The organism is Thalassolituus pacificus (assembly GCF_025318105.1).
GTDB lineage: Bacteria > Pseudomonadota > Gammaproteobacteria > Pseudomonadales > Oceanobacteraceae > Venatoribacter > Venatoribacter pacificus.
Genome location: NZ_JAOANI010000022.1, coordinates 183367 through 204267 on the forward strand (window position 1 = coordinate 183367; position 20901 = coordinate 204267).

16 protein-coding genes are annotated in these 20901 nt (G+C 52.8%); 7 read left to right on the plus strand and 9 right to left on the minus strand.

Features of this window, described 5'->3' with window-relative positions:
* Positions 1 to 274: 274 nt before the first annotated feature.
* From NYR02_RS14465 to NYR02_RS14485, 5 genes are all read left to right on the plus strand, one after another.
* Entirely contained in the window at positions 275 to 994 is a 720-nt protein-coding gene (locus NYR02_RS14465; RefSeq protein ID WP_260977061.1) for an enoyl-CoA hydratase/isomerase family protein, read from the plus strand.
* Positions 995 to 1236: 242 nt separating this feature from the next.
* Positions 1237 to 2952: a peptidase inhibitor family I36 protein gene (locus NYR02_RS14470; RefSeq protein WP_260977062.1), complete on the plus strand. Its 1716-nt coding sequence runs from the start codon at positions 1237 to 1239 to the stop codon at positions 2950 to 2952.
* A 122-nt stretch (positions 2953 to 3074) separates the two neighbouring features.
* Positions 3075 to 3935 (plus strand): CLCA_X family protein, encoded by an 861-nt coding sequence (locus NYR02_RS14475; RefSeq protein WP_260977063.1) that lies wholly within the window; start codon positions 3075 to 3077, stop codon positions 3933 to 3935.
* Positions 3936 to 4141: 206 nt separating this feature from the next.
* Complete coding sequence (locus tag NYR02_RS14480; protein WP_260977064.1) at positions 4142 to 5503, plus strand: sensor histidine kinase; 1362 nt, start codon at positions 4142 to 4144, stop codon at positions 5501 to 5503.
* A complete protein-coding gene (locus NYR02_RS14485; RefSeq protein WP_260977065.1) occupies positions 5503 to 6309 on the plus strand; it encodes a response regulator transcription factor in 807 nt (268 codons plus the stop codon). Before NYR02_RS14480 ends, NYR02_RS14485 begins: the two co-directional genes overlap by 1 nt.
* 420 nt (positions 6310 to 6729) lie before the next feature.
* Here the strand turns inward: NYR02_RS14485 and NYR02_RS14490 are convergent, their stop codons facing one another.
* From NYR02_RS14490 to NYR02_RS14500, 3 genes are all read right to left on the minus strand, one after another.
* Positions 6730 to 7479 (minus strand): 3'-5' exonuclease, encoded by a 750-nt coding sequence (locus tag NYR02_RS14490; protein ID WP_260977066.1) that lies wholly within the window; start codon positions 7477 to 7479, stop codon positions 6730 to 6732.
* A 3-nt stretch (positions 7480 to 7482) separates the two neighbouring features.
* The gene (locus NYR02_RS14495) at positions 7483 to 9363 is read right to left on the minus strand and encodes a DUF294 nucleotidyltransferase-like domain-containing protein (protein WP_260977067.1); all 1881 of its coding nucleotides are present in this window, start codon (positions 9361 to 9363) and stop codon (positions 7483 to 7485) included.
* A gap of 67 nt (positions 9364 to 9430) precedes the next feature.
* On the minus strand, positions 9431 to 11062 hold the full coding sequence (locus NYR02_RS14500) for a BCCT family transporter (RefSeq protein WP_260977068.1): 1632 nt from the start codon (positions 11060 to 11062) through the stop codon (positions 9431 to 9433).
* A 468-nt stretch (positions 11063 to 11530) separates the two neighbouring features.
* On the opposite strand from NYR02_RS14500, the gene NYR02_RS14505 reads away from it, so the two are divergent.
* Entirely contained in the window at positions 11531 to 13312 is a 1782-nt protein-coding gene (locus tag NYR02_RS14505) for a hypothetical protein (RefSeq protein WP_260977069.1), read from the plus strand.
* 63 nt (positions 13313 to 13375) lie between these two features.
* Here NYR02_RS14505 and NYR02_RS14510 read toward each other — a convergent pair whose 3' ends face one another.
* The 3 genes from NYR02_RS14510 to NYR02_RS14520 are packed head-to-tail and all read right to left on the minus strand — an operon-like array spanning position 13376 to position 17322.
* Complete coding sequence (locus tag NYR02_RS14510) at positions 13376 to 14239, minus strand: alpha/beta fold hydrolase (RefSeq protein WP_260977070.1); 864 nt, start codon at positions 14237 to 14239, stop codon at positions 13376 to 13378.
* 35 nt (positions 14240 to 14274) lie between these two features.
* On the minus strand, positions 14275 to 16272 hold the full coding sequence (locus NYR02_RS14515; RefSeq protein ID WP_260977071.1) for a RecQ family ATP-dependent DNA helicase: 1998 nt from the start codon (positions 16270 to 16272) through the stop codon (positions 14275 to 14277).
* A 6-nt stretch (positions 16273 to 16278) separates the two neighbouring features.
* A complete protein-coding gene (locus NYR02_RS14520) occupies positions 16279 to 17322 on the minus strand; it encodes an AraC family transcriptional regulator (protein ID WP_260977072.1) in 1044 nt (347 codons plus the stop codon).
* A gap of 89 nt (positions 17323 to 17411) precedes the next feature.
* Here NYR02_RS14520 and NYR02_RS14525 point away from each other — a divergent pair, with 89 nt between their 5' ends.
* Positions 17412 to 18272 carry a sterol desaturase family protein gene (locus tag NYR02_RS14525; protein WP_260977073.1) on the plus strand — a complete coding sequence of 287 codons (861 nt, stop codon included), beginning with the start codon at positions 17412 to 17414 and terminating at the stop codon, positions 18270 to 18272.
* Between the two features lie 122 nt (positions 18273 to 18394).
* On the opposite strand, the gene NYR02_RS14530 is transcribed toward NYR02_RS14525, so the two are convergent.
* The 3 genes from NYR02_RS14530 to NYR02_RS14540 all read right to left on the minus strand — a co-directional run bounded on the left by NYR02_RS14530 (position 18395) and on the right by NYR02_RS14540 (position 20888).
* Positions 18395 to 19474: a hypothetical protein gene (locus NYR02_RS14530; protein ID WP_260977074.1), complete on the minus strand. Its 1080-nt coding sequence runs from the start codon at positions 19472 to 19474 to the stop codon at positions 18395 to 18397.
* 70 nt (positions 19475 to 19544) lie between these two features.
* Complete coding sequence (locus NYR02_RS14535; RefSeq protein WP_260977075.1) at positions 19545 to 20348, minus strand: DUF817 domain-containing protein; 804 nt, start codon at positions 20346 to 20348, stop codon at positions 19545 to 19547.
* A 3-nt stretch (positions 20349 to 20351) separates the two neighbouring features.
* Positions 20352 to 20888 carry an SPOR domain-containing protein gene (locus tag NYR02_RS14540; RefSeq protein WP_260977076.1) on the minus strand — a complete coding sequence of 179 codons (537 nt, stop codon included), beginning with the start codon at positions 20886 to 20888 and terminating at the stop codon, positions 20352 to 20354.
* Positions 20889 to 20901 lie beyond the last annotated feature (13 nt).

Genomic DNA, 20901 nt, shown 5'->3' on the forward strand with positions numbered 1-20901 from the left:
AATGAATGACGAACGACGAAGTTGATGGGAAAAACTGGCCTCAGCCCGGAGGGTTATGGCTAAAAATCCCTCATCCTGCGTTGCTGTTCGTTCGCTTAACCCGTTACCAATCTGTCTGGAACAGATTGGCGTGCCAACCCCGAAGGGGTGAAGCACAGGGATGTGCTGAACATCCCACACTCTCAGCGCCTTGTCTGAGGAGTTTTTAGCCGATAACAGGCCTGTTTAATTAGTGTCGATAGGCCCTAACTGAAGAATAAAGCAGGAATTAGCAATGAGTCTGATCAGTTTACGCAGCGATGGCAGCGGTAAGGTTGCCATTATCTCCTTCGATAACGGCGCCAATACTCACAATCTGCAGTTTGCCCGGGAGTTTGAGCAACACCTGCAGACGGTGGAAGATAATATCGATTTTAAAGCGCTGGTAATTACCTCATCCGATGAAAAAAGCTGGAGTCAGGGTCTGGATGTGCCCTGGCTGATGGGCTCAATTCAGGGGGGCCAGCATGATGATGTAAAAGAATTTATGCACACCATGGATCGCTGTCATGCGCGACTGATGCAACTGCCGGTACCGGCGATTGCCGCCATTAACGGCCATACTTTTGGCAATGGCTGTGTGATTGCCTGTGCCTGTGATTTCCGCGTGATGCGCAGTGACCGTGGTTACTTCTGCTTCCCGGAAGTGGATATGAGCATTCCCTTTGTACCGGGTTTAATTGATGTGGTACTGAAAAGTCTGCCGGCGTATCGCTACAACGACATGTTGCTGACCGGCCGCCGGGTCGGTGCGGCGGAATTGCTCGCCGATCATTTCCTTACCGCTATTTTTGAAGGTAAAGACGCAGTACTGGAAGGCGCACTGACCTTTGCCCGTACCTTTAATAAAAAACGCACTATTTTTGCCGAGCATAAAAAGCGCTTTCACAAGCCGGTACTGGATGCTTTGCGCGAAAAAAACCCACCGTTTATTGACGCCATGAAACTGCTCTGAGCAGAGTGCTGAACCGCTGACGCGAACGCCTGGCCAGCCGCTCTCTGCGGCTGGCTTCTTCTGATAATTTCATCAGTTTAAACTTCCCCAAAAAAACAAGACCATCGTCTCATATTGTCATACCTCCTTAACAACCACAGGTCTAAGATAGTTCCGGCATGGAAGCTTATCTCCGTTGAGTGATCTCACGCCGCCACCGGAGAACAACAAAAATAACTCTCCACTCTCTCTGTGAGGTCGGTATGAAAAAACCTTCTGTGCGCGCGCTGACCGCCGCATTATTGCTGTCGGGCACCGCGCTGGCAGCCCAGGCCGAAGACAAAGTCTGTCTGTATGAACATGCAGAATATCAGGGCGCCGAATGGTGTTATGGCGTTGGTGATAACAGCTGGATCGGCTCTTCCCGCAACGACAAGGTGTCGTCCATTAAACTGTACGGCAACAGCTATATCGAGATTTTTGAGCACGGTAGTTTCGGCGGTAAACACAGCCGGGTGATGGCCAACACCTACAAAATGGGCAATATGAACGACGGCATCAGCTCATTTAAAGTGCGTAACCGCAACAGCAATGATTTTGCCTGTTTATTCGAGCATCCGGGCTTTCGCGGCACACCACACTGCTTGCAGGCCGGTGAAGGTGAATCCGATCTGAATAATGTATTACTGGGCCGTAACAAAGCCTCTTCGCTGCTGGTTGCCGGTAAAGCCAATGTCGAGATTTTTAATTACCCCGGCTTTAACTACAGCAAAGAAAACCGCATCCTGACGCGCAGCACGTCCAATCTGGAAGAGCGCCCGGCGAGCTGGACTGAAGATAATATTGATTCTTTCCGCGTGACGTCACGCGTGCCTACCGCGCAGGAAGCCGCGATCGATATTACCGAAGCCGCCGGTTACCGCAGCCCTATCCGCGAAACCAATGCCCTGGCTTCACACAATGCGTTTAACAGCACCGCGTATTTTGGCGGTCAGCTGATTCCCGGCCCGAACCATCGTCGTGCATTAATCGAGCAACTGCAGCTGGGTGTGCGTTTCTTTGAACTGGATGTCAGTAAAGGTGGCAGCTACACCAAGGTCTGTCACTCGGTTGATTGCGGCACCACCTTTACCACCACGCTGCGCCGCATGCTGGGTGAAGTGGACAGCTGGCTGAAAGGGGCCGACGCCAATGACGTGGTGTTCTTCTACCTGCAGGACGATATCAACGGTGACAGCAGTGGCTATCAACAGCTGCAACGCGATGTCGAATGGCTGGGCGACATTGTCTACACCGCTGGCAGTTGTCAGACCCTGCCCTACGACCTGACCTTCGAGCAAATCCGCCAACAGGGAAAACGGGTCTTTATTTATAAAGATGATGGCAGCACCGGCTGTGATATTGCCAAAAGTGTTGCTGTTAACTTTGAGCAAAACAAAGGCGTCAGTGGCCTGAACGTCTACGAAAATCACTTTAACAGCAGCCGCTATGTACGCTCACAGGAATGCATTAACTATTTCTGTAACGATAACGTCAGCGCTGCAGATGCATTAACCGGCCTGCAAAACGGTATCAACGCTTTTGGTCTGGATATGATTGATGAAGGCGATATGGATAACAGCGGTGACCGCCTGAACAACCAGCTCTGGGCTGTCGGGCCGGAAGGTGCAGCTTCTGCCTACAGCAACGGAAAAGTAGCCCGCTTCCACGCCAACGGTAATCGTTTTATGAGCGTTGCTGCCGACAACAGCCTGAACTATGCCTGCCGCAACAACAGTGGCCAGTGGGCCATCACTCAGGCAATGGGTAATGCCGCCAACGGTACCGCTGCATGTGCCGCTGAATATCCGGGCTATAGCTATACAACCCCGGCCAGTGCCCATGAAGCCCGCCTGCTGCGTAATGCCATCACCTCCGGCAGCGACGTGCATGTGAACTTTGCGGTCAGCAATGGTCAGTGGTTGCCGGATCGCTGGTAACAGCGTCTGCCGCTCGGCTCTGACCTTAAAATCCCGCGCCTGCGCGGGATTTTTTATTTCCGCTACAGCGCAGAAAACTCTGCAGGCATAATGCTGTTTCCAAAGACAGCAGCCAACATCCGATGCGCAAATCAGGCAAGCCGACCACCGCATTAACCGAGCGCAGTTTTTATCGCGCCGGCCCCGACCATCGCAGCGTGCTGGGTGGCGTGATTCCGGATTTTCTGACCATTCGCCAGTTGTTTGATTTTCGCGGTGTGGAAATTGGCCGCTGGGTAAAACAAAGCGAACAGGAATACGCTGCCGCCTGCTTCTACGATGCGTTGTGCGATTTAACCCAGATTCTCGCCGGGCAATTATTACCTACCGCTAAAACACTGCGTCTGCGGCGCGAGCTGATTTCGTTGCGCGGCACACTGGCATTGCAATATGGCCGCGGTGGCCGACCGGGAGTATCCGCACATTATTCACCGCTGCAACGCAGTTTTGCGCTGGCAAAAAATGCCGGCCCCGGCAGCATTGCGCATGAATGGTTTCATGCCTTTGACCACTACATGGCGGCCAAAGCATTTAGCAATGCGCCGCGCATGAGTTTTGCTTCTGCCCTGTGGCTGCAGAATGAATCGCCCATAGAACACCCGCTCAATGCCTTATTGGGCGAATGCTACAAAGCCATTTTACTCAGCCCTGACGGCAAAAAACCCAGCCGGCTGTTTATCGCCTCCACTGCGCAGGATAAAGCTCAGGGCAGCTGTTATTACAGCCAGCCGGAGGAACTCTGCGCCCGCGCTTTTGAAGCCTTTATTCAGGATGCGGTTATTAAAAATGCCTTTCTGGTAAAAGGCAGTAAAGAATCGGCGGAAGCGCAGCTGGGCCTTTACCCACAAGATGAACAACGCCGCGTCATCAACCTGGCTTTCGGCCGCTATTTTTCTGCACTGTCTCAAGCTCTGTTACGCCAGCCTGCCGACCCTGTACGCTGAGCCCATATTTTGAGCAAAGTTACTTCCTTTATTGCGGTAAGACATGACGCTGACAACAAATGAATCAGGCTATTGCTGTTCGCTGCAATAGTCGTCAGGATGCGCATATCTGACCGTTACAGCCCGTTTGGTCTGAATTGTAACGAGTTGAAAAATTTAACCGGCAGGGCTGGAAATTGCAGCAAGCCTGCGGCAAAGGTACATGCATGCTATTCGATATCCGCACGCTGGTTGCCATTATGGCGATCACCACGCTGGCCAGCGCTGTTGCTCTGTTTTTATTCTGGCGTTTAGTGCCGGAGGAACGTGGTTTACGTCCGGCGACGCTGGGCGCGGCCAGTCAATCGCTGGCAACGGTATTAATTTTAATGCGCGGGCAAATAGCGGATGAGCTGTCTATTTTCGCTGCCAATATGCTGCTGATGTTGTCCTACGCCCTGCTGTATCAGGCCATGCGTATTTTTTGCGGACAGCAGCCACAGTGGCGACTGCCTGCCGCGCTGATGTTAACGCTGTCCCCCATCTTTTTCTTTTTCCCCGACACCGAACACCTTGGCTTAAGAGTGATTGCCAGTGCGGTGGGAATCGGCGTGCTGTGCTTTCTGATCAGCATTACTCTTTACCGTGCCAGACAGGAACATCTGCCAGCGCGACGCGGCGTCGCCATTGCGTTTGCCAGCGCGGGGGTCGTCAGTTTAATCCGCATCATCACCACGCTGAACAACCCACCGGAGAATATGGTTTTTTTCGATAAAAGTGACGATTCCGCTATTTTTATCTGGGGCATTATTCTGGCGTTTATTTATGCGTTTTCCATCATCGTTATGACATCAGAACGACTGCGCGAATCGCTCAAACAAAAGCTCCGCGATGAGCAAGAGGCGCATCAGATCGCCGATCAGGCACTGCAGGAGCAACGCGCGTTTGTCACCATGCTGTCACATGAATTCCGCACGCCACTGGCGATTATCCGCGCCAATACCGATGCCATTACCCTGATGTCAGATCATCAGAATGCAGACGTTGATGCAGCGGTCGAACGTATTGGCCGCGCCAACCTGCGGCTGACAACCTTAGTTAATGGCTGCCTGAACAACGATCGTATACAAAACCTGTTGTCTGATAACCGCGCAACCTTCCGCTGGGTGAATCTGGCCCATGTGTTACAGGAAGTGGCCGATGAGTACGATGTCAAACTGATCGGCCGTAGTGACCATCCGGCCATGGTCTTTGGCGATCATCATCTGTTATTTATTCTGTTTTCCAATCTTATTAATAACGCCCTGAAGCACGCCCGTAATCGTGCGGGTATTGAGTTTTCATGGCGGACAGATAAACAGAAAGCCGACATTGATGTCGCCGATGACGGCACGGCAATCGCCGCTGAATACCGGGAGAGAATTTTTGAAAAATACTTCCGCATCAATGCCGATAAACGCACACCAGGCACTGGCTTAGGGCTGTACTTTGTACGCACCATTGCCGAACAACATAACGGACAGGCCAGGCTGATCGGCGCTACGGACACCCGTTTCCGCATTACCCTGCCACTGAAGGAGACAGAATAATGAGCGACATCCGCGTATTGCTTGTGGATGATGAGGACGATTTCCGCACCCCTATTGCCCTGATTTTAGCCAATCAGGGCATGGACGTTCGGCAAGCAGATTCCGCCGAAGCAATGGATTATATCCTGCAAAGCTTTACCCCGGATGTTATCGTCCTGGATGTGAATCTGCCCGGAGAAAACGGCTTTGATGCGGCCGGCCGCCTTAAGCAAAAAGGCTGTGGAAAAATCATTATGCTGACCGCCTACGGCGCACTGGAAGACCGCCTGGAAGGTCTGAGTCGTGGTGCGGATTATTATTTACCAAAGCCGGTCGACAGCCGTGAATTACTGCTGATTATTAACAATATGGCCGCGCAGCAGAAGCCGGGCAAGCTGCCAGAGACAAAGATGGGAGAGCCAAAACCGGACAACCACAGCAATGCCGCACCTGCGACCAACGCCAGGGAAAATCAGCAGACGACCACAGAGCAGATCTGGCAGCTGAATTTATCCGAATGGCAAATTGTGCTGCCGCAGAAAACCATTCAGAGCCTGAATTTATCGGAACTTAAATTATTGCTGAAGCTGGCAAGCTCACCCGGTACCGCCATCTCCCGCAAAGAACTGTACGCCGCCCTTGGCTTTAAAGATTACGCCCCGGAAACCCGCAGCCTGGATGTGATGGTGTCGCGCCTGCGTCGCCGCTGCAAAGCTCAGGGCCATGAAATGCCGATTAAAACGGTACACAGTATCGGCTACACCTTTAACGGCGCCATTCAGATTATTGGCAGCTCGGCGCTGGCAGAAGAAGTCGAAGCGATGTAAGCAACAGGCAGACATTATTTTGCCCTGCGGCTAAGCCGGCAGACACAAAAAAGCCCGCACAAACGCGGGCCGTACACAGAGTCAGCAGAGATTAAAACAAACAGCTTTATTACATACTCAAATAAGCAACAATAAACAGCAGCCCGGAGCTGACTAACGTCGCCCACATATGGACGTGCAACATCTCGTTGTCGCTCAGTTCGTACTCAAAGCATTCAGTCTCATCCACCACTGTCATCCTGATTGATCATCTATTGCCCCTATTTTAGAACAGCTGTGAACAACCGTTCTGTGACTCAGGGAGAATTTCGTAACCAATCCGTTTGAATTTGTAAGCACAGGGTGACTGCTATCCGTTTACCTTTGCGTTACAGCCTGACGGCCAAGCATGTTGCCCACGCTCAGCGGTCAATACCGCGCTCAGCTCCATAGCTCTCCCAGTGGAGTTTGCGGGCTGAAGTGATGCGCAATCTGCGCCTGTAACAGTTCGGCACAGGCCAGCGCATCGGTCTGGGCATGATGAGGACGGTAAAAAGGCAGGTGATATCGTTTACGGCTTTCTGCCAGGCGCACCGAGGCCGGTTTATGCCCGCGTAAACGCTGCAGAAAACCGGGCTGGCGACGGAAACGGGATTCCAGCGCCATGGTATCAATCACCGGAAATTCGATGCCCTCACCCAGCCGGGTCAGCAGTGCATTGTTGAGAAAACGCCGTTCAATACTGCGGTGATGAGCCACCACCACGCAGCCACTGAGCTGTGCCAGCAACTCATCCAGCACTTTACTCAGATCCGGCGCACTGGCGATATCGCTGTGGGTAATACCGTGCACCACGATGGATTCATGCGATAACCGCGCCCGCGGCCGCACGATCCAATGGGCGGCGCTGGCGCAGGAAATACGCGCCAGTGTCAGCGGCACCAAACCAATACTGACAATTCCCCCCTGCTGCGGATCAAGACCGGTGGTTTCAAAATCCATCGCCACCATCGGCACATCGGCAATGGCGGTAGCGGCATCCGGTACACCAGCCTGGTAATACTGCTTCAGGGCCGGATGACGGGCACTGGCGGCCAGTTCATGAAAGCGGGCGGGCCAATCCACCGCCGACAGGTCTTCGACACTGAGGCTGGATTCATTTTGCAGCTGACTGCGGGGCAGATAAAACATTCTTTATACCGCCCGGCCCGGCTGGTAGCGGAACTTCAGAAACTTCTGCGCATTGCTGAGAATCTGGAAGGCATCTTTCAGATTTTTACGTTCAAAGTCCGACAGGTTATCGGGCTCAATATTATTATCCGGCTCGGTTCCCGATTGCAGATCCAGCGCCTGATGACGAATACGCACCATGGCAATTAATTCCAGTGCATCACGCAAATCCGGGCCATTACCCGGCGGTAAAAGACCCGCTTCGATAATATCCTGTAAGCGCTCAAACGAATTGTGTGCACGGGAACCAACGGCAAGCGCATGCACACGAATCAGATCCGCCAGCGGTGCAGTGCCGCGCCGTTTCATGTTAATGGAATTAGTATGCTTGCCGTCGGTTTCCATCACAAAGCCTTTAAAAAACCCGAGCGGTGGCGTACGCGTTAATGCCGCGCGCGCCATGCAGGCCAGAAAACGGGAATTACTGCGGGCTTTACGGCGAATAAGATCATTCAGCATTTCTGGCCAGTGCATTTCGCCCCACACCCCTTCCAGATCAAAAAAGATGGCGCTGTTGAGCAGAAATTCCGGCGACGGGCGCTCAATCCATTCGCTGAAATATTGTTCCCATACTTTTAACGGCTGACGCCACTGACGATTGGTGGCCATCACCTTGCCGGTGCAATAGGTATAGCCACACGCGTCTAAAGCATCACAGACAAAGTTGGCCAGATTTAAAAAATATTCATCATGTAATTGTGGATCAAAACGGTTATCCAGAATCAGGGCGTTATCCTGATCGGTGACAATTAACTGTTCTTCCCGCGCCATTGAACCGAGCGCCAGAAAACAATAAGGCACCGGTGGCGGGCCAAATTTTTCTTCGGCCATTTCCAGCAGGCGTTGTTTAAAGCTGCGGCCAATCACCGCCATTGAGCCACCGATCATGCGCGAATTGGCATCCTCAGCCACCAGGCGGCTGAAGCAGGCGCGCACATCGCTCGCCAGCGCCGTCAGTTCTTCTACGGTTTGTGCATTAAAAATACTGCGTACCACAAACAGGCTGTTCTGCGATTCATAACGGATAACATCCGCCAGCGCGACAACCCCCAGCGGTAATCCCTGTTTAATGACCGGCAGGTGGTGCACGTTATAGCGCAGCATTAATAAAATGGCTTCGAACACAAACTGATTGTGCTCTACCTTGGTTAATTCGGCGGTCATGATATCGGTTACCGGCGTATCGAATGGCAGGCCCGGCGTTACCAGCCGGTCGCGGATATCACGGTCGGTGACAATGCCCACCAGGCGTGCCGCCGCCATCGGCTGATCATCGGAGGTGGTGACCACCAATAATGAAGAAACGCCCTCTTCGGTCATGCGGATTGCCGCTTCACGCGCCGTAGCACCGGCAGGTAATAAAACCGGTTCGCGGCTGACCAGCGTTTCAATGCGGGCCGTCATCAGTTCGTTAGCGTCTTCGCGCCGTGCAACGGCCTGACGTAAACGCGTGCGGTCTTCCACCTCAACCTGATCGGCAAATTCTTCGTTATTATCAAATAATTCGGTAAATAAAGGCTCCGGAATCATATACACCAGCGTATCTTCCAGAGCGAATACCGGAAAGCGCACGCGCTTATTACGCAGTAAACCGAACTCGGCAAAAAAGCCGCCTTCACTTAAACGGTTATAAAGTTCGCCGTTGCGGCGGAATACTTCCACGGCGCCGCTGCGTATGACATACCAATCATTAATTTCGGCACCAAATTCCAGAATCTGCTGGCCCGCTTTAAAGTAGGCAATGCTGATCTGGGCAGCAACCTGCTGCAGCACTTCATCACTTAACCCGGTAAAGGGTTGATGCTGGCGCAGGAAATCAACAATTTCGATATGTTCTGCTTGCATAGCCATTCCGTAAAAAACAACAGCACAGATAATTCTGTGCTGTTGTTCTGTTGTAACCCAGGCTGTTTTAAGCCGGTTTAGGCTCAGAAGACAACCCTTTAATAATGGAAAAGGTTGCGACCAGTAAAACGATAGTGAAGGGTAATCCACTCGACACCGCCATCGCCTGCAAAGCCACCAGCCCGCCGCCAAGAATCAGCGCAATGGCCACCAGCCCTTCAAAGGTACACCAGAACACACGCTGTGGCGTAGGAGCATCGACCTTGCCACCGGCCGAAATCACATCAATAACCAGTGACCCGGAATCCGATGACGTCACAAAAAATACGATCACCAGAATAATACCGATAAAGGAGGTAATCTGCGCCAGCGGCAGAGCATCCAGCATAGAAAACAGCTGCAAAGGCAGCGCCGATTCGGCGGCGGTTTTGTAGCCGTCCTGAACGTATTGTTCAATTGCGGTGCCGCCAAATACCGTCATCCATAAAACACAGGCGGCCGATGGCACCAGCAATACCGACACCATAAATTCACGCACCGAACGTCCACGGGAAACACGGGCGATAAACATACCGACAAATGGCGACCAGGAAATCCACCAGGCCCAGTAAAAGGCTGTCCAGCCGGAGGTGAAGTTTGCATCTTCGCGCCCTACCGGATTGGAAAGTGCCGGCAGGTTCTGGAAATAGGCCAGCATATTGTCAAAAAAGCCGGTCACAATCGCCAGGGTCGGGCCAACGATAATAACAAACAGCAGCAACAGAATGGCCAGTATCATATTGATTTCTGACAGGCGTTTAACCCCGGCATCCAGGCCAGCAACCACTGACATCATGGCAATGGCAGTAATACCAATCACCAACATAACCTGCGTGGTATTACCTTCCGGCAGTCCGAATAAATAATGCAGACCGGAGGCTGCCTGAGAAGCACCAAGACCCAGTGATGTGGCCAGACCAAACAACGTAGCCAGCACGGCGATAATATCAATGATATGCCCCGGCCAGCCCCAGACGCGCTCCCCCAGCACCGGATAAAACACCGAGCGGATGGTCAGCGGCAGACCTTTATTAAAGGAAAATAACGCCAGCCCCAGCGCCATAATTGCGTAAATAGCCCAGGGATGCAGTGCCCAGTGATAAATGGTTGCGGCCATACCCAGACGGGCTGCCGCTTCGGCGTCACCTGCCGCAGCGCCCAGCGGAGCCCAGTCGGTACGCACGCCATTTTCTGTGGTGATACCGGCAAAGGAACTGCCAAAGTGCGATAACGGCTCAGACACGCCGTAGAACATCAGGCCAATCCCCATACCAGCGGCAAACAGCATGGAGAACCAGGCGGTATAGCTGTAATCCGGCGTCGCCTCGGTACCGCCCAGACGAATGCGCCCCAGAGGTGAAACAATCAGGCCAAGACAAACAATCACAAAAATATTACCGGCACTGAGGAAGAACCAGCTCAGGTTGGTCGTCAGCCAGCTACGCATACTGCCGAACATCGGTTCGACCTGATTGTGAAACAGCAGTGTCAGCAGCACAAAAGCGATAACTGCCAATCCCGACACCGCGAACACGCGGTTGTGGATATCGAGCCCAAAAGGGCCAACATTGACAATGATGTTGTCCTGACCGACCTGATAATCAGTGTCGATCGGATTCACATCGCCATCGGGGATCATCGGATCATTTTTTTCAGCCATTGCGGCCAGCCTCCCGTGGTTTATTCAGACCTGCTTATTTGCTTACGCGCAGGTTCGGATTTCAGACGCCGATCTATAGATCAGGCAAGTGCATATCGGGCTGCTTCGCAAGAAGAAATGCTTGCCAGAGCATCAGCGCAGATATAAGAAATGGCCTTATCAGCCTAACAAAAAGGGAGATATAGGGCAAAAAACGCCCCGAATTTTCAGATTTTACGGCCACTTCAGCCGAAGTAAGGGCTAACAATCCTCCATAAAGACCTGACTATTCTCAGCCGTTATGCGTCAGCGGACAATGCAGATTCGCACCACACACCTGAAGGCAGATTCCTGCTGCGACACTGCAATTTCAATCTTTTGCAGGATGATGAGCTGCGCCGGATAGCGTCAAATACTCCTCTTTTTTATTAATTGCCTGCGCCTATCGCGCGCCTGACTCTTATTACGCTGCAGGACGAGGAGAAGAATATGAAACTGAGGATGTATGCCGCTGCGACAACGGCACTGTTAAGCGGCTGCTACTTTGACAGCGCCGACCTGACAATTAATCACGATAATGACGGCCGCGTATCCATTGTGCGGGCGATGGGTTCTGCAAATACCGAAAGCCCAGGAGAGACCCAGACCGCAGGCTGTATTGCCCTGCCCAACAGCTGGGCTGGCACCGTCAGTATCAGTGTCAGCGGCACGGCTCAGGGCGCAGAATTTACCACCACCCCAGCCGCCGACAGCAGTCTGTCACTCAGCATGAACAATGACCGTCCGGTTATCGGCTATGACTGGCAGTGCTTTTCCGACAGCCGCACATACGCTGAAAACGACACCGGCGAAGCCGTTTTCAGCCTGACTCCCGGACAGCCAGCCATGACGGTGCTGACCAGCATTGGTGTTGTCAACAGAGCGGAAGGCAGCTATCAGGATCAGATCGCCAGCCACCTGCTGCTGTCGGATGCTGATGCAGCTCCGCACTGGCAGAAGGTTGGCAGCCAGCAAAAACTGGGGGATTACACCCAGACCTTACCCGGCGGTGATGCCTACTACATTTATTTGCCTGCCTATGAAAGCGGTGCAGAGCAGGACGCCGTACTGCGCATTGACCAGCAAGGTGTACACAGCGCCACTCTGCCATTTGGCAACGCTATTGCTTATCTCAACGGCAAACTGCTCACGATGGAAACTACCAATGTCGAAGGCCGCATGGTCAGCCGTCTCAGCATATCTGAAGATCTGATTGACTGGACCAACCTGCCGGATACGGAGCCACTGAGCGGCATTATTTACGACCGTTTCAATCAGCGTTATATCGCTCAGGCCGGTGCTTCAGAAGAGACTCTGGCGATGTATACCTCCGACGATCTGCAGAGCTGGACCGAGCTCGCTAATGCCATCAGCTACAACACCATCTTTTATGCTCTGCCCAGCGGCAATCTGATTGGTACGGACAGTTATGGCGAACAAGGGCTGTTTCTGCTGAGCAGCGACAGCAGCAGCTGGGAATCAGTAACCCCCCCAAGCCTCGCCACAGGTGAGGTATTCCGCGCCCGGCAAATAGTGCAGACCGACGACGGCACAGTGCATGTGGCAGGTGTCAGCGGAGTCGACAGTGGTAGCGAAGAAGGCTGGGCATGGACCGCTGCCCACTATGGCTTCAGCAGCGATGGCGTCAACTGGACCTGGCGCAGCGCCGGCGAATGGAGCAACCCGCAGGATATCGCAGGCCTGGCCGTTAACGGTCAGCAAGTGGTTGTCTGGGGCTATCAGAATGTACAGGCATCACCGGATGCCGGTCAGAACTGGATCAGCAGCGATGCAGCGGCCTTAGCGGCCGGTGTCTGGGACGCTCTGCCTGAAGACGCTGCGCTGTACCTGAATGATGTCAGCGTGCATAACGATCAGTTTATTTTTCAGGCGTACCTGAGCGTAGGTGCGGAATCAATCGCGCTGGCGCTGGCAACCTCTGATTTCACGTCTTACCTCTTTCTCGGAATGCAGCAGGGCCTGCAGCTCCTGACCGGAGCCGACGTGCTATTCGCCCGCGTTGACGGTGGTAATAATGGTCACTCGGATGTTTATACCTACAAGGTACCGGATACTGGCGGCGATAATGGCGACGGCGATAATGGCGACGGCGATAATGGCGACGGCGATAATGGCGGCGGCGACAATAGCTCATCCTCCTCAGGCGGCGGCCTTGGCGGGCTGAGCTTGCTGATCCTGAGCATTCTGGGTCTGCGCAGACGATTCATCTGAACCACGGAAAGCAGCCTTCGGGCTGCTTTTTTTGTACTTAAAAAAGCAGGCTACAGGAAAGTATCAACGTGTCAGAAAATTCTGCACGGCGGTGATCTGATCGCGCGCCATTAACATGGGTGCATGACCGATTCCGGGAAATTCAATCAGCTGAGTATCGTTATGCTGCAGCATGCTGCGTGCGGTTTCAGCTAATAATAAATCTGACTCAGCACCGCGAATAACCAACACCGGACAATGCACCGCCGTCCACACCGCCGATAAATCCACATCGCCAGTTACTGCGGCAAAGCCATCGGCAATGGCCGGATCGTAACGCAGGCATAAGCCGTCATCACAGGCTTCGGTGCCATTCAGGGCCAGATGCGCCCATTGTTCATCGGTCAGCGGGCCAAAGGCCTGAGCAACCTGACGCAAATACTGTTCGGCTTCGCCAACATGAGCAAAATGTGGTGCTTTGCCGACATACTGACCAATACGCGCCAGAGCTTCATAAGGAATAAGCGGGCCGACATCATTCAGCACCAGCTTGCCGATGCTGTCACCGGGGGCCGCCGCCAGCATCATGCCGATCAGTCCGCCCATTGAGGTACCCACCCAATCACAAGCGCTGACGCCGTGCTCGGCAAACAGATGCGCCAACAATTGCTGCATCTGTGCGATATACAGCGGATAGCCATACAAAGCTGGCTGTTGCAGCCAGTCGCTGTCACCACGCCCCAACACATCCGGGCAGATCACACGGTAATGTTCAGCCAGTTTTTCAGCCAGCGAATCGAAGTCGCGGCTGTTACGGGTCAGGCCATGAACACAGAGCAGCAAGGGCTGTTGTTCGTGCAGGCTGTTATGCCACTGCATATAGGCCATGCTGCGCGTCCCTTCCGGGGTCTGAATGTCCAGCCGGTGCTGGCTGTGCAGAATGCTCATAATCTCTCCGTGCCGGAACGCCGGTAAGCCTGTATTTAAGGGATCTGTAGGCTTTGCTTTAACCACTGCTGCACTTGCGCATAGGGCTGCTGTTCAAGCCTGCCCATCGCGCCGAGCGAACGGGCTTTTATTTTGCTCAGCCAGGGCACATAAATACCACATAAATAGCGGGTTAACAGCTCGACCGAAGCAGGTTGACCGAATTGCGCCTGAATAGCCTGTTGCACCGGAGCACAGAGCGCACGCGCATCCAGCCCGGCAAAATCTCCCTGCGTATTACGTACCGGCCACGGCTGATGTTCGCCGCGACATACCGAGCAGCGACCACAGTCTTCACTCAGGTTATCGCTGAAATACCCGGCCAGCGTACGGCTGATACAACGCGGCTGACGGAACAGCTCCAGCATATGCTGTATACGCTGAATTTCGCTCTGCTGTTTGGCGGCAAAATGCTGATATAAATCATTGGCCAATGCGGGCTGCAATAATGCGGTATTTACGCGGTAAACATCGGTCATCTGTTTGCTTTCCAGCTGCAACCAGCCTTTTTCCTGACAGTATTCCAGCGCCCGCAGTGCGCGCAGCCGTGGCGGTACATCGCTGCCTGTCTGAGTCTGAGCCAGAGTTTTCTCCAGTGCCGGAATATTCAGTGTGTACCAGCTGCGGCCTTTATCGCTGCTGTTGAATACCGTACGCAGAAACTGCTGCGGCTCCGGCTGAAAATGCGCCAGTAATGCTTCTTCGTTACCGTTAAGGCGGTATTTATATTCGGCAAAATAGCTGTATTGCGAGGTTAATACGCCGCGCATTTCCAGATTAACCAGCAGGGTTTTTAACGGTAATAAACGGATATTGCTGGCCGCCGACAGCGGTGTCATCAGTACTTCCCACTGACCATTCTGGGTTTGTGTACTGATCGTCTGCAGCACCTGCTGAATACTGCTCAGCTCCGGCGTATCACCGTAGACAAAGTTTTCCAGCACCGTCAGGCCCGATTCATCACCGAGCATAATGCAGTCCGAGGCTTTGCTGTCGCGTCCGGCACGGCCGATTTCCTGACTGTAATTTTCGATGGATTTGGGCAGGTCGTAATGAATCACCTGACGGATATTGCTTTTATCCACGCCCATACCAAAGGCAATGGTGGCCACAATCACCGGCGTATTGCCGCGCATAAAGCGCTGCTGAATGGCATCGCGCTCTTCGTGACCAATACCGGCATGATAGGCTTCAACGGCAAAAGGCAACTGAGCATTGAGCGCGGCGGCGACTTCCTCGGCGGTATTCTGCAGGGTGACATAAATAACCGCGGCAAAATCCTCGTGTTTTTCCGCACTCTTTTTCGCCAGATAATTCAGCCAGGTGGCGCATTTGGCAACGCGCTCATGCTCTGCCGTCGGCTGGGCCAGTAAGCGTAAATTTGGCCGGTAAAAGCCGGTGCAGACCACATGCTCGGGTTTAATAGCAAAATGCTTTTGCATATCGGCAATCACCGCCGTAGTAGCTGTAGCGGTTAACAGCAGCACCTGTGGAATAGCAAATTCACGGCAGTAATCGGGCAGTTTTAAATAATCCGGGCGGAAATTATGCCCCCACTCCGAAATACAGTGCGCCTCATCGACCACCAGCAACGAGATGGGAATCTGCTGAATAAACTGGCGGAAGCGTTCATTTTTAAGGCGCTCAACCGACACCATTAAAATTTTAATGCTGCCGCTGCGCACGCCGTTCATCACTTCCTGTGCTTCGTCGCGGCTCTGGGTAGAATCAATGGTCGCTGCGGCAATACCTTTGCTGCGCAAAAACTGCACCTGATCCTGCATTAAGGCCAGCAGAGGCGAAATCACCAGCGTTAAATTTGGCAGTAATAATGCCGGCAGCTGATAGCAGAGCGATTTACCGGAACCGGTCGGAAAAATAGCCGCGGCCGAATGCCCGGCCAGTAACGCCTCAACCACCGGCTGCTGACCGGGCCGCAACGCTGAAAAGCCAAAGTGTTGCTGCAGTGCGGCCTGCCAGTTCATATTTGTCATCGTTAATTAATCCTTATGATCAGACGCATTTTTGTGCATTTGATGTTTGCGGTACGCCAGCGGACTGCAGTTTTGCCAGCGTTTAAAAGCCCGTGAAAAAGTGCCCTGATTTCGGTAGCCCAGCAGCATGGACACTTCCAGCAGACTGAGGCTGTTATCGGCCAGATACTGGCAGGCTAATTGTTCACGGGTGCGATCCAGCAAGGCTTTCCAGCTCAGATTTTTTTCATCCAACCGCCGCTGCAAGGTTCTTACTGAACAGTACAGCCGTGGCGCCAGCGATTCGATGGTCGCTTCGCCTTCCGGCAGCAGACGCACCACTTCCGCCTGCAGCTGGCGCAGAAATTCATCCGGCTCCGGCACCGCACGCAACATCGACAGCGCCTGCTCTTCCAGCAGATGGCGTAACCCCGGCTCACCGCGCATTAATGGCAGGCTCAGAACATCAACACTGAACAGCAGACGGATGCGGTCACTTTCCATCACCACCGGACAGGCAAAAAAATCTTCCAGCGCCTGCAGCTGCTGCGGGTTACAGCGATGACTGAAGTGCACCTGTTGCAAGGCAACATCACGCACCAGATTCTGGCGGGTAATATGCACCAGCGCGGCAATGGCTGTTTCGTCCACCAGCGCCATCCCCGGTAACGGCTGCCAGGCGATTTCCACACACGGAGTGCTATCCACGCTGCGGCTGTGAATCTGCGCCACCGAAGCACCATAAAATAAACGCTCAAAGCGCTGATAACTCAGCAATGCCTGACCGAGATTGTCGCAGGCGGCGGCGAGATAACCCAATACGCCGGTATGCTGAAGCGTCACCAGACGCGCTAACGCCAGCGAGGCGGCCTGATCCTGCGGACGCAGGGCAAAAGCCGCTTCCAGCATCTGCGCCCAGTCATTAATCGGCACATTATCGGTCGGCCCGTAGGCGGCAACCGCTGCGCGCAATGCCGGGGCATCCAGCCCGTTCTGATCAAGCCAGTCGGTGAGCAGCCGTATCCAGCTGCCGGTGACACGGACAATACCTGCATTCTGTGGAGTTGGCATGAAATGCTAAAAACCTGGCACGAGGAAGTCATTTTGCTTTTCAGTTTCCCGGTAGATTGGCCAGCATGTCAAACCCAGCGGAGAAAAAGATGGAAGACTTCTTACACGCCCTTGTGTTTATCGTTCTGGCCGGTCCGGTATTTTTTGCCGTGATGTTCGCCGAACGCGCCTGGCTGATACGTCAGGGAAAAACCGATGCCTACGACCTGAAAGAATCGGCGGCCAATATCGGCACCGGACTTATTTATAAAGTGCTTGATGCGCTGTCGATTATTTTTATCGGTTCCGTGATTTATCTGGCCGTACAGACCTATGGCTTTCAATGGCAGTCATCATCACCGCTGCTGAATTTTATTCTGCTGATGGTACTGGTCGATTTTAATTTCTACTGGGTGCACCGCTTTATGCACAAAGTGCGCTACGGCTGGGCCGGGCACTGGGTACACCACAGTTCTGAGCGTTTTAATTTTTCCACCGCACTGCGGCAGACGCCGGTTGTGTCCTTTAACGGTATTATGCTGGTTGCCATGCTGCCTGCAGCGGTGATTGGTTTCAGTCTCGAACAGGCGGTGATTGCTCTCGAACTTAACCTGTTCTTCCAGTTTTTTGTCCACACAGAAGTCGTACGCAAACTGCCGCGCTGGTTTGAATATGTATTTAATACACCGTCGCATCACCGCGTGCATCATGGCAGTAACCCAAAGCAGATCGATACTAATTTTGCCGGTGTGCTGATTATCTGGGATCGTTTATTCGGCACCTTTGTCGATGAAAAAGACGCAGGCGAAATCCGTTATGGCGTCGATTTCCGCCCGGCTAACAGCCTGAACCCGTTTCGGTTGGTGATCGCCGAGTTTGTCAGTATGTGGCGCGATATTCTGCACTACCGTGATATCCGCATTCTGTGGAAGCACCCATCCTGGGTAGAAGAGCATTACGGCCGCAGATAAGGCATTTAAAAGGAATTGAAAAGAAGAACTTAAAGAGAAGAACTTAAAGAGAAGGATTCAATACTCCGGGTTCAATACGCTGGCTTACAGCGTATTGAACAACGCCGGAATAACTCCGCAGGCTATTGCGCCGAAGTCATCCCTTTCACCATAGACAACAGGCTTTCAGGATGAGCGTTGGATACTAATGTGTAACTGATGCCCTTATGGTTAAAGGCTAAATGCACAAAAAGCGGAAACTGGCTGAGCAGCACCGGCGTATTGCCAATGGTCAGCGGCACGGCGGGTACAGTTACCGGCTGGCTTCCCTCTGGTGTGGCAATCGCAAGCAGAAAGAATTTATCGCCATAGTAATAAGCCGCACTGCTGTTGCTTTGCTGATAAAACTTACGCTGCGAGAAACCCCAGGTATTATTTTTATCCTCCGGCCAGACAATGCTGTTAGCGGCCTTTTTACTCAGCTCTTTCTGCGACAGGGCTTTCTTACTTAAATCCAAAACCCTTACCTGAGTATTCTGCGGTAAGTTAATCTCCGGCAGCGTCAGACCTTCCTTATTGAATTCGATACTGTTGTTTCTGATGGTCGATTCAACACCATGGTTAAATACAAAGCGGGCCTGCATAAACAGGGAGTGATGATAATCGACAAAGGCTTCTATCTTTCTGATTTCATCACTTTCATCTCTGGCGACAAAATCGATACCAACCGCCAGACGGTCAGCAACATGAATAGAGGGCGTAAAGGTCTGCTCGTAATGTTCTTTGTTGAACAGATAGATATCTTTGATTGTCTCCAGAGAACCGCCCGCCTGATAAGCCTCAAGCCCTTTGACGATGAATGCCCGCTGGTTCGGCTTATCAAGCAGGGTGATGACCCCGGCACGCTGGCTGACTTCAATACCGCGGAGAGAATCCGGCTGCAGCACCGTCTGATAAAAGCCATCCGGTTTTTTAAACAGCACATCACTGATAACCGCAGCACCAGCGCCCGATTGCGCCTGCTCTGTTTGTGCCTGATAGTTATCAAACTTAGCCAGATTATCGTGGGTGCGGTTGATCCAGAAGCGGTCTTCACTGTTCGTACCGGCATTAATATCCGCCAGACTGGCAGGACTTAAGACAGCAGCACCAAGACAGAGCGCAAGCCCGCTGTTCTTGGCAAAACGAGTGACAAAACGAGAGATCAAAGAACGAACATCCATATTCCAGCCCTTAAGTGATTATCCGGATGCTCACCCTAGCATGATTTGTGGAGGAGGGAACTCCTGGCTTTCAATCCACTTTCTGCCGCACCGGTATCTCAATCCTGTTAATTAACGACACCAGCACAAAACTCAGCAGCATCAGTAAATACCAGGAGGACAGCTTGGCCAGCGGCACCATTTGCCAGCCATTCTGTTGATTGGGGTAAATCCAGACATTGGTGTAGGTGGCGATATTTTCTGCCAGCCAGATAAACAGGGCCACCAGCAGCCAGCCAACCAGTAACGGCATATGGCGGTGCTCGCGGTGCATACGGAAATAAATATGGGTGCGGGCAAATAAGACGATGGTTGCGCCCAGCAGCAGCCAGCGCAGATCCCAGATAAAATGATGGCTGAAGAAATTCAGGTAAATCAGAACCACAAGAATAATAGTCCAGCGGCGGCGCGGGTAATACGAATAGCGGAAGTCGAATATCCGCCATACGCGGGCAATATAGCTGCCCACGGCGCTGTACATAAAGCCGGTAAACAGCGGTACGTTGCCGATACCAAATATATAGTCTTCGGGGTAAACCCAGGAGCCGATGGCGTCTGAGGTTTTGAATAATTCCATCACGGTGGCGACCAGATGGAATACCACGATCACCCAGGCTTCGCGCAGGGTTTCCAGCTTAAAGGCCAGTAACAGCAGCTGAAAGGCGATGGCGGCGAGAAAAATAAAATCGTAACGGTGCAAAGATTCAAGCGGATACCAGTAACGGGTAACGATCATTACCAATAAAAGAAATCCGCCGAACAGGCAGGCATAGGCCTGCTTCAGACCAAATAACCAGAATTCGTGCAGCCAGTCCCTGGCGTTATGATGTGGCACGGTTTATTTCTTAACCGGTTCTTTCAGCGCTAACGGACTGATATTACGGCTGACCAGCAAATCCTGTGCTTTATTCATTTTTGAACGGTCGGTAAAGGGGCCGACAAATACCCGGTGCCAGGTGCTGCCATTAACGGTCGATTCCTGACGATAGGCATTCAGGCCTTCGAGCAACAGGCTGGCACGCAGGCGCTCGGCATCGTCGGCAGAGCGGAAGGAACCCGCCTGTAAACGATAGGTGTAATCCACCTCGGCGTCTTTGGGTGTCGATTTATACACATCGACTTTAGGTACTTCGACGGTCTGATTTTCCAGCAGCTGGTAAAATTCATAGCTGGGCTTGGCGACTTCTTTTGCCGCTTCTTCTTTGGCTTTTTCCACACCCAGTTTCAGAGCTTTTTTGGCATCGCCTTTTACGGCTTCCAGTTCATCGCCGGCGGGAATGGTCGCCAGATACAGAATAAATCCGATAAAGGCGACTGCCAGTGTTGGCGTGGTTACCCACACCCACTTGGGAATACGACTTGCGCTGTCCGACATTTCGTTGTCCTGT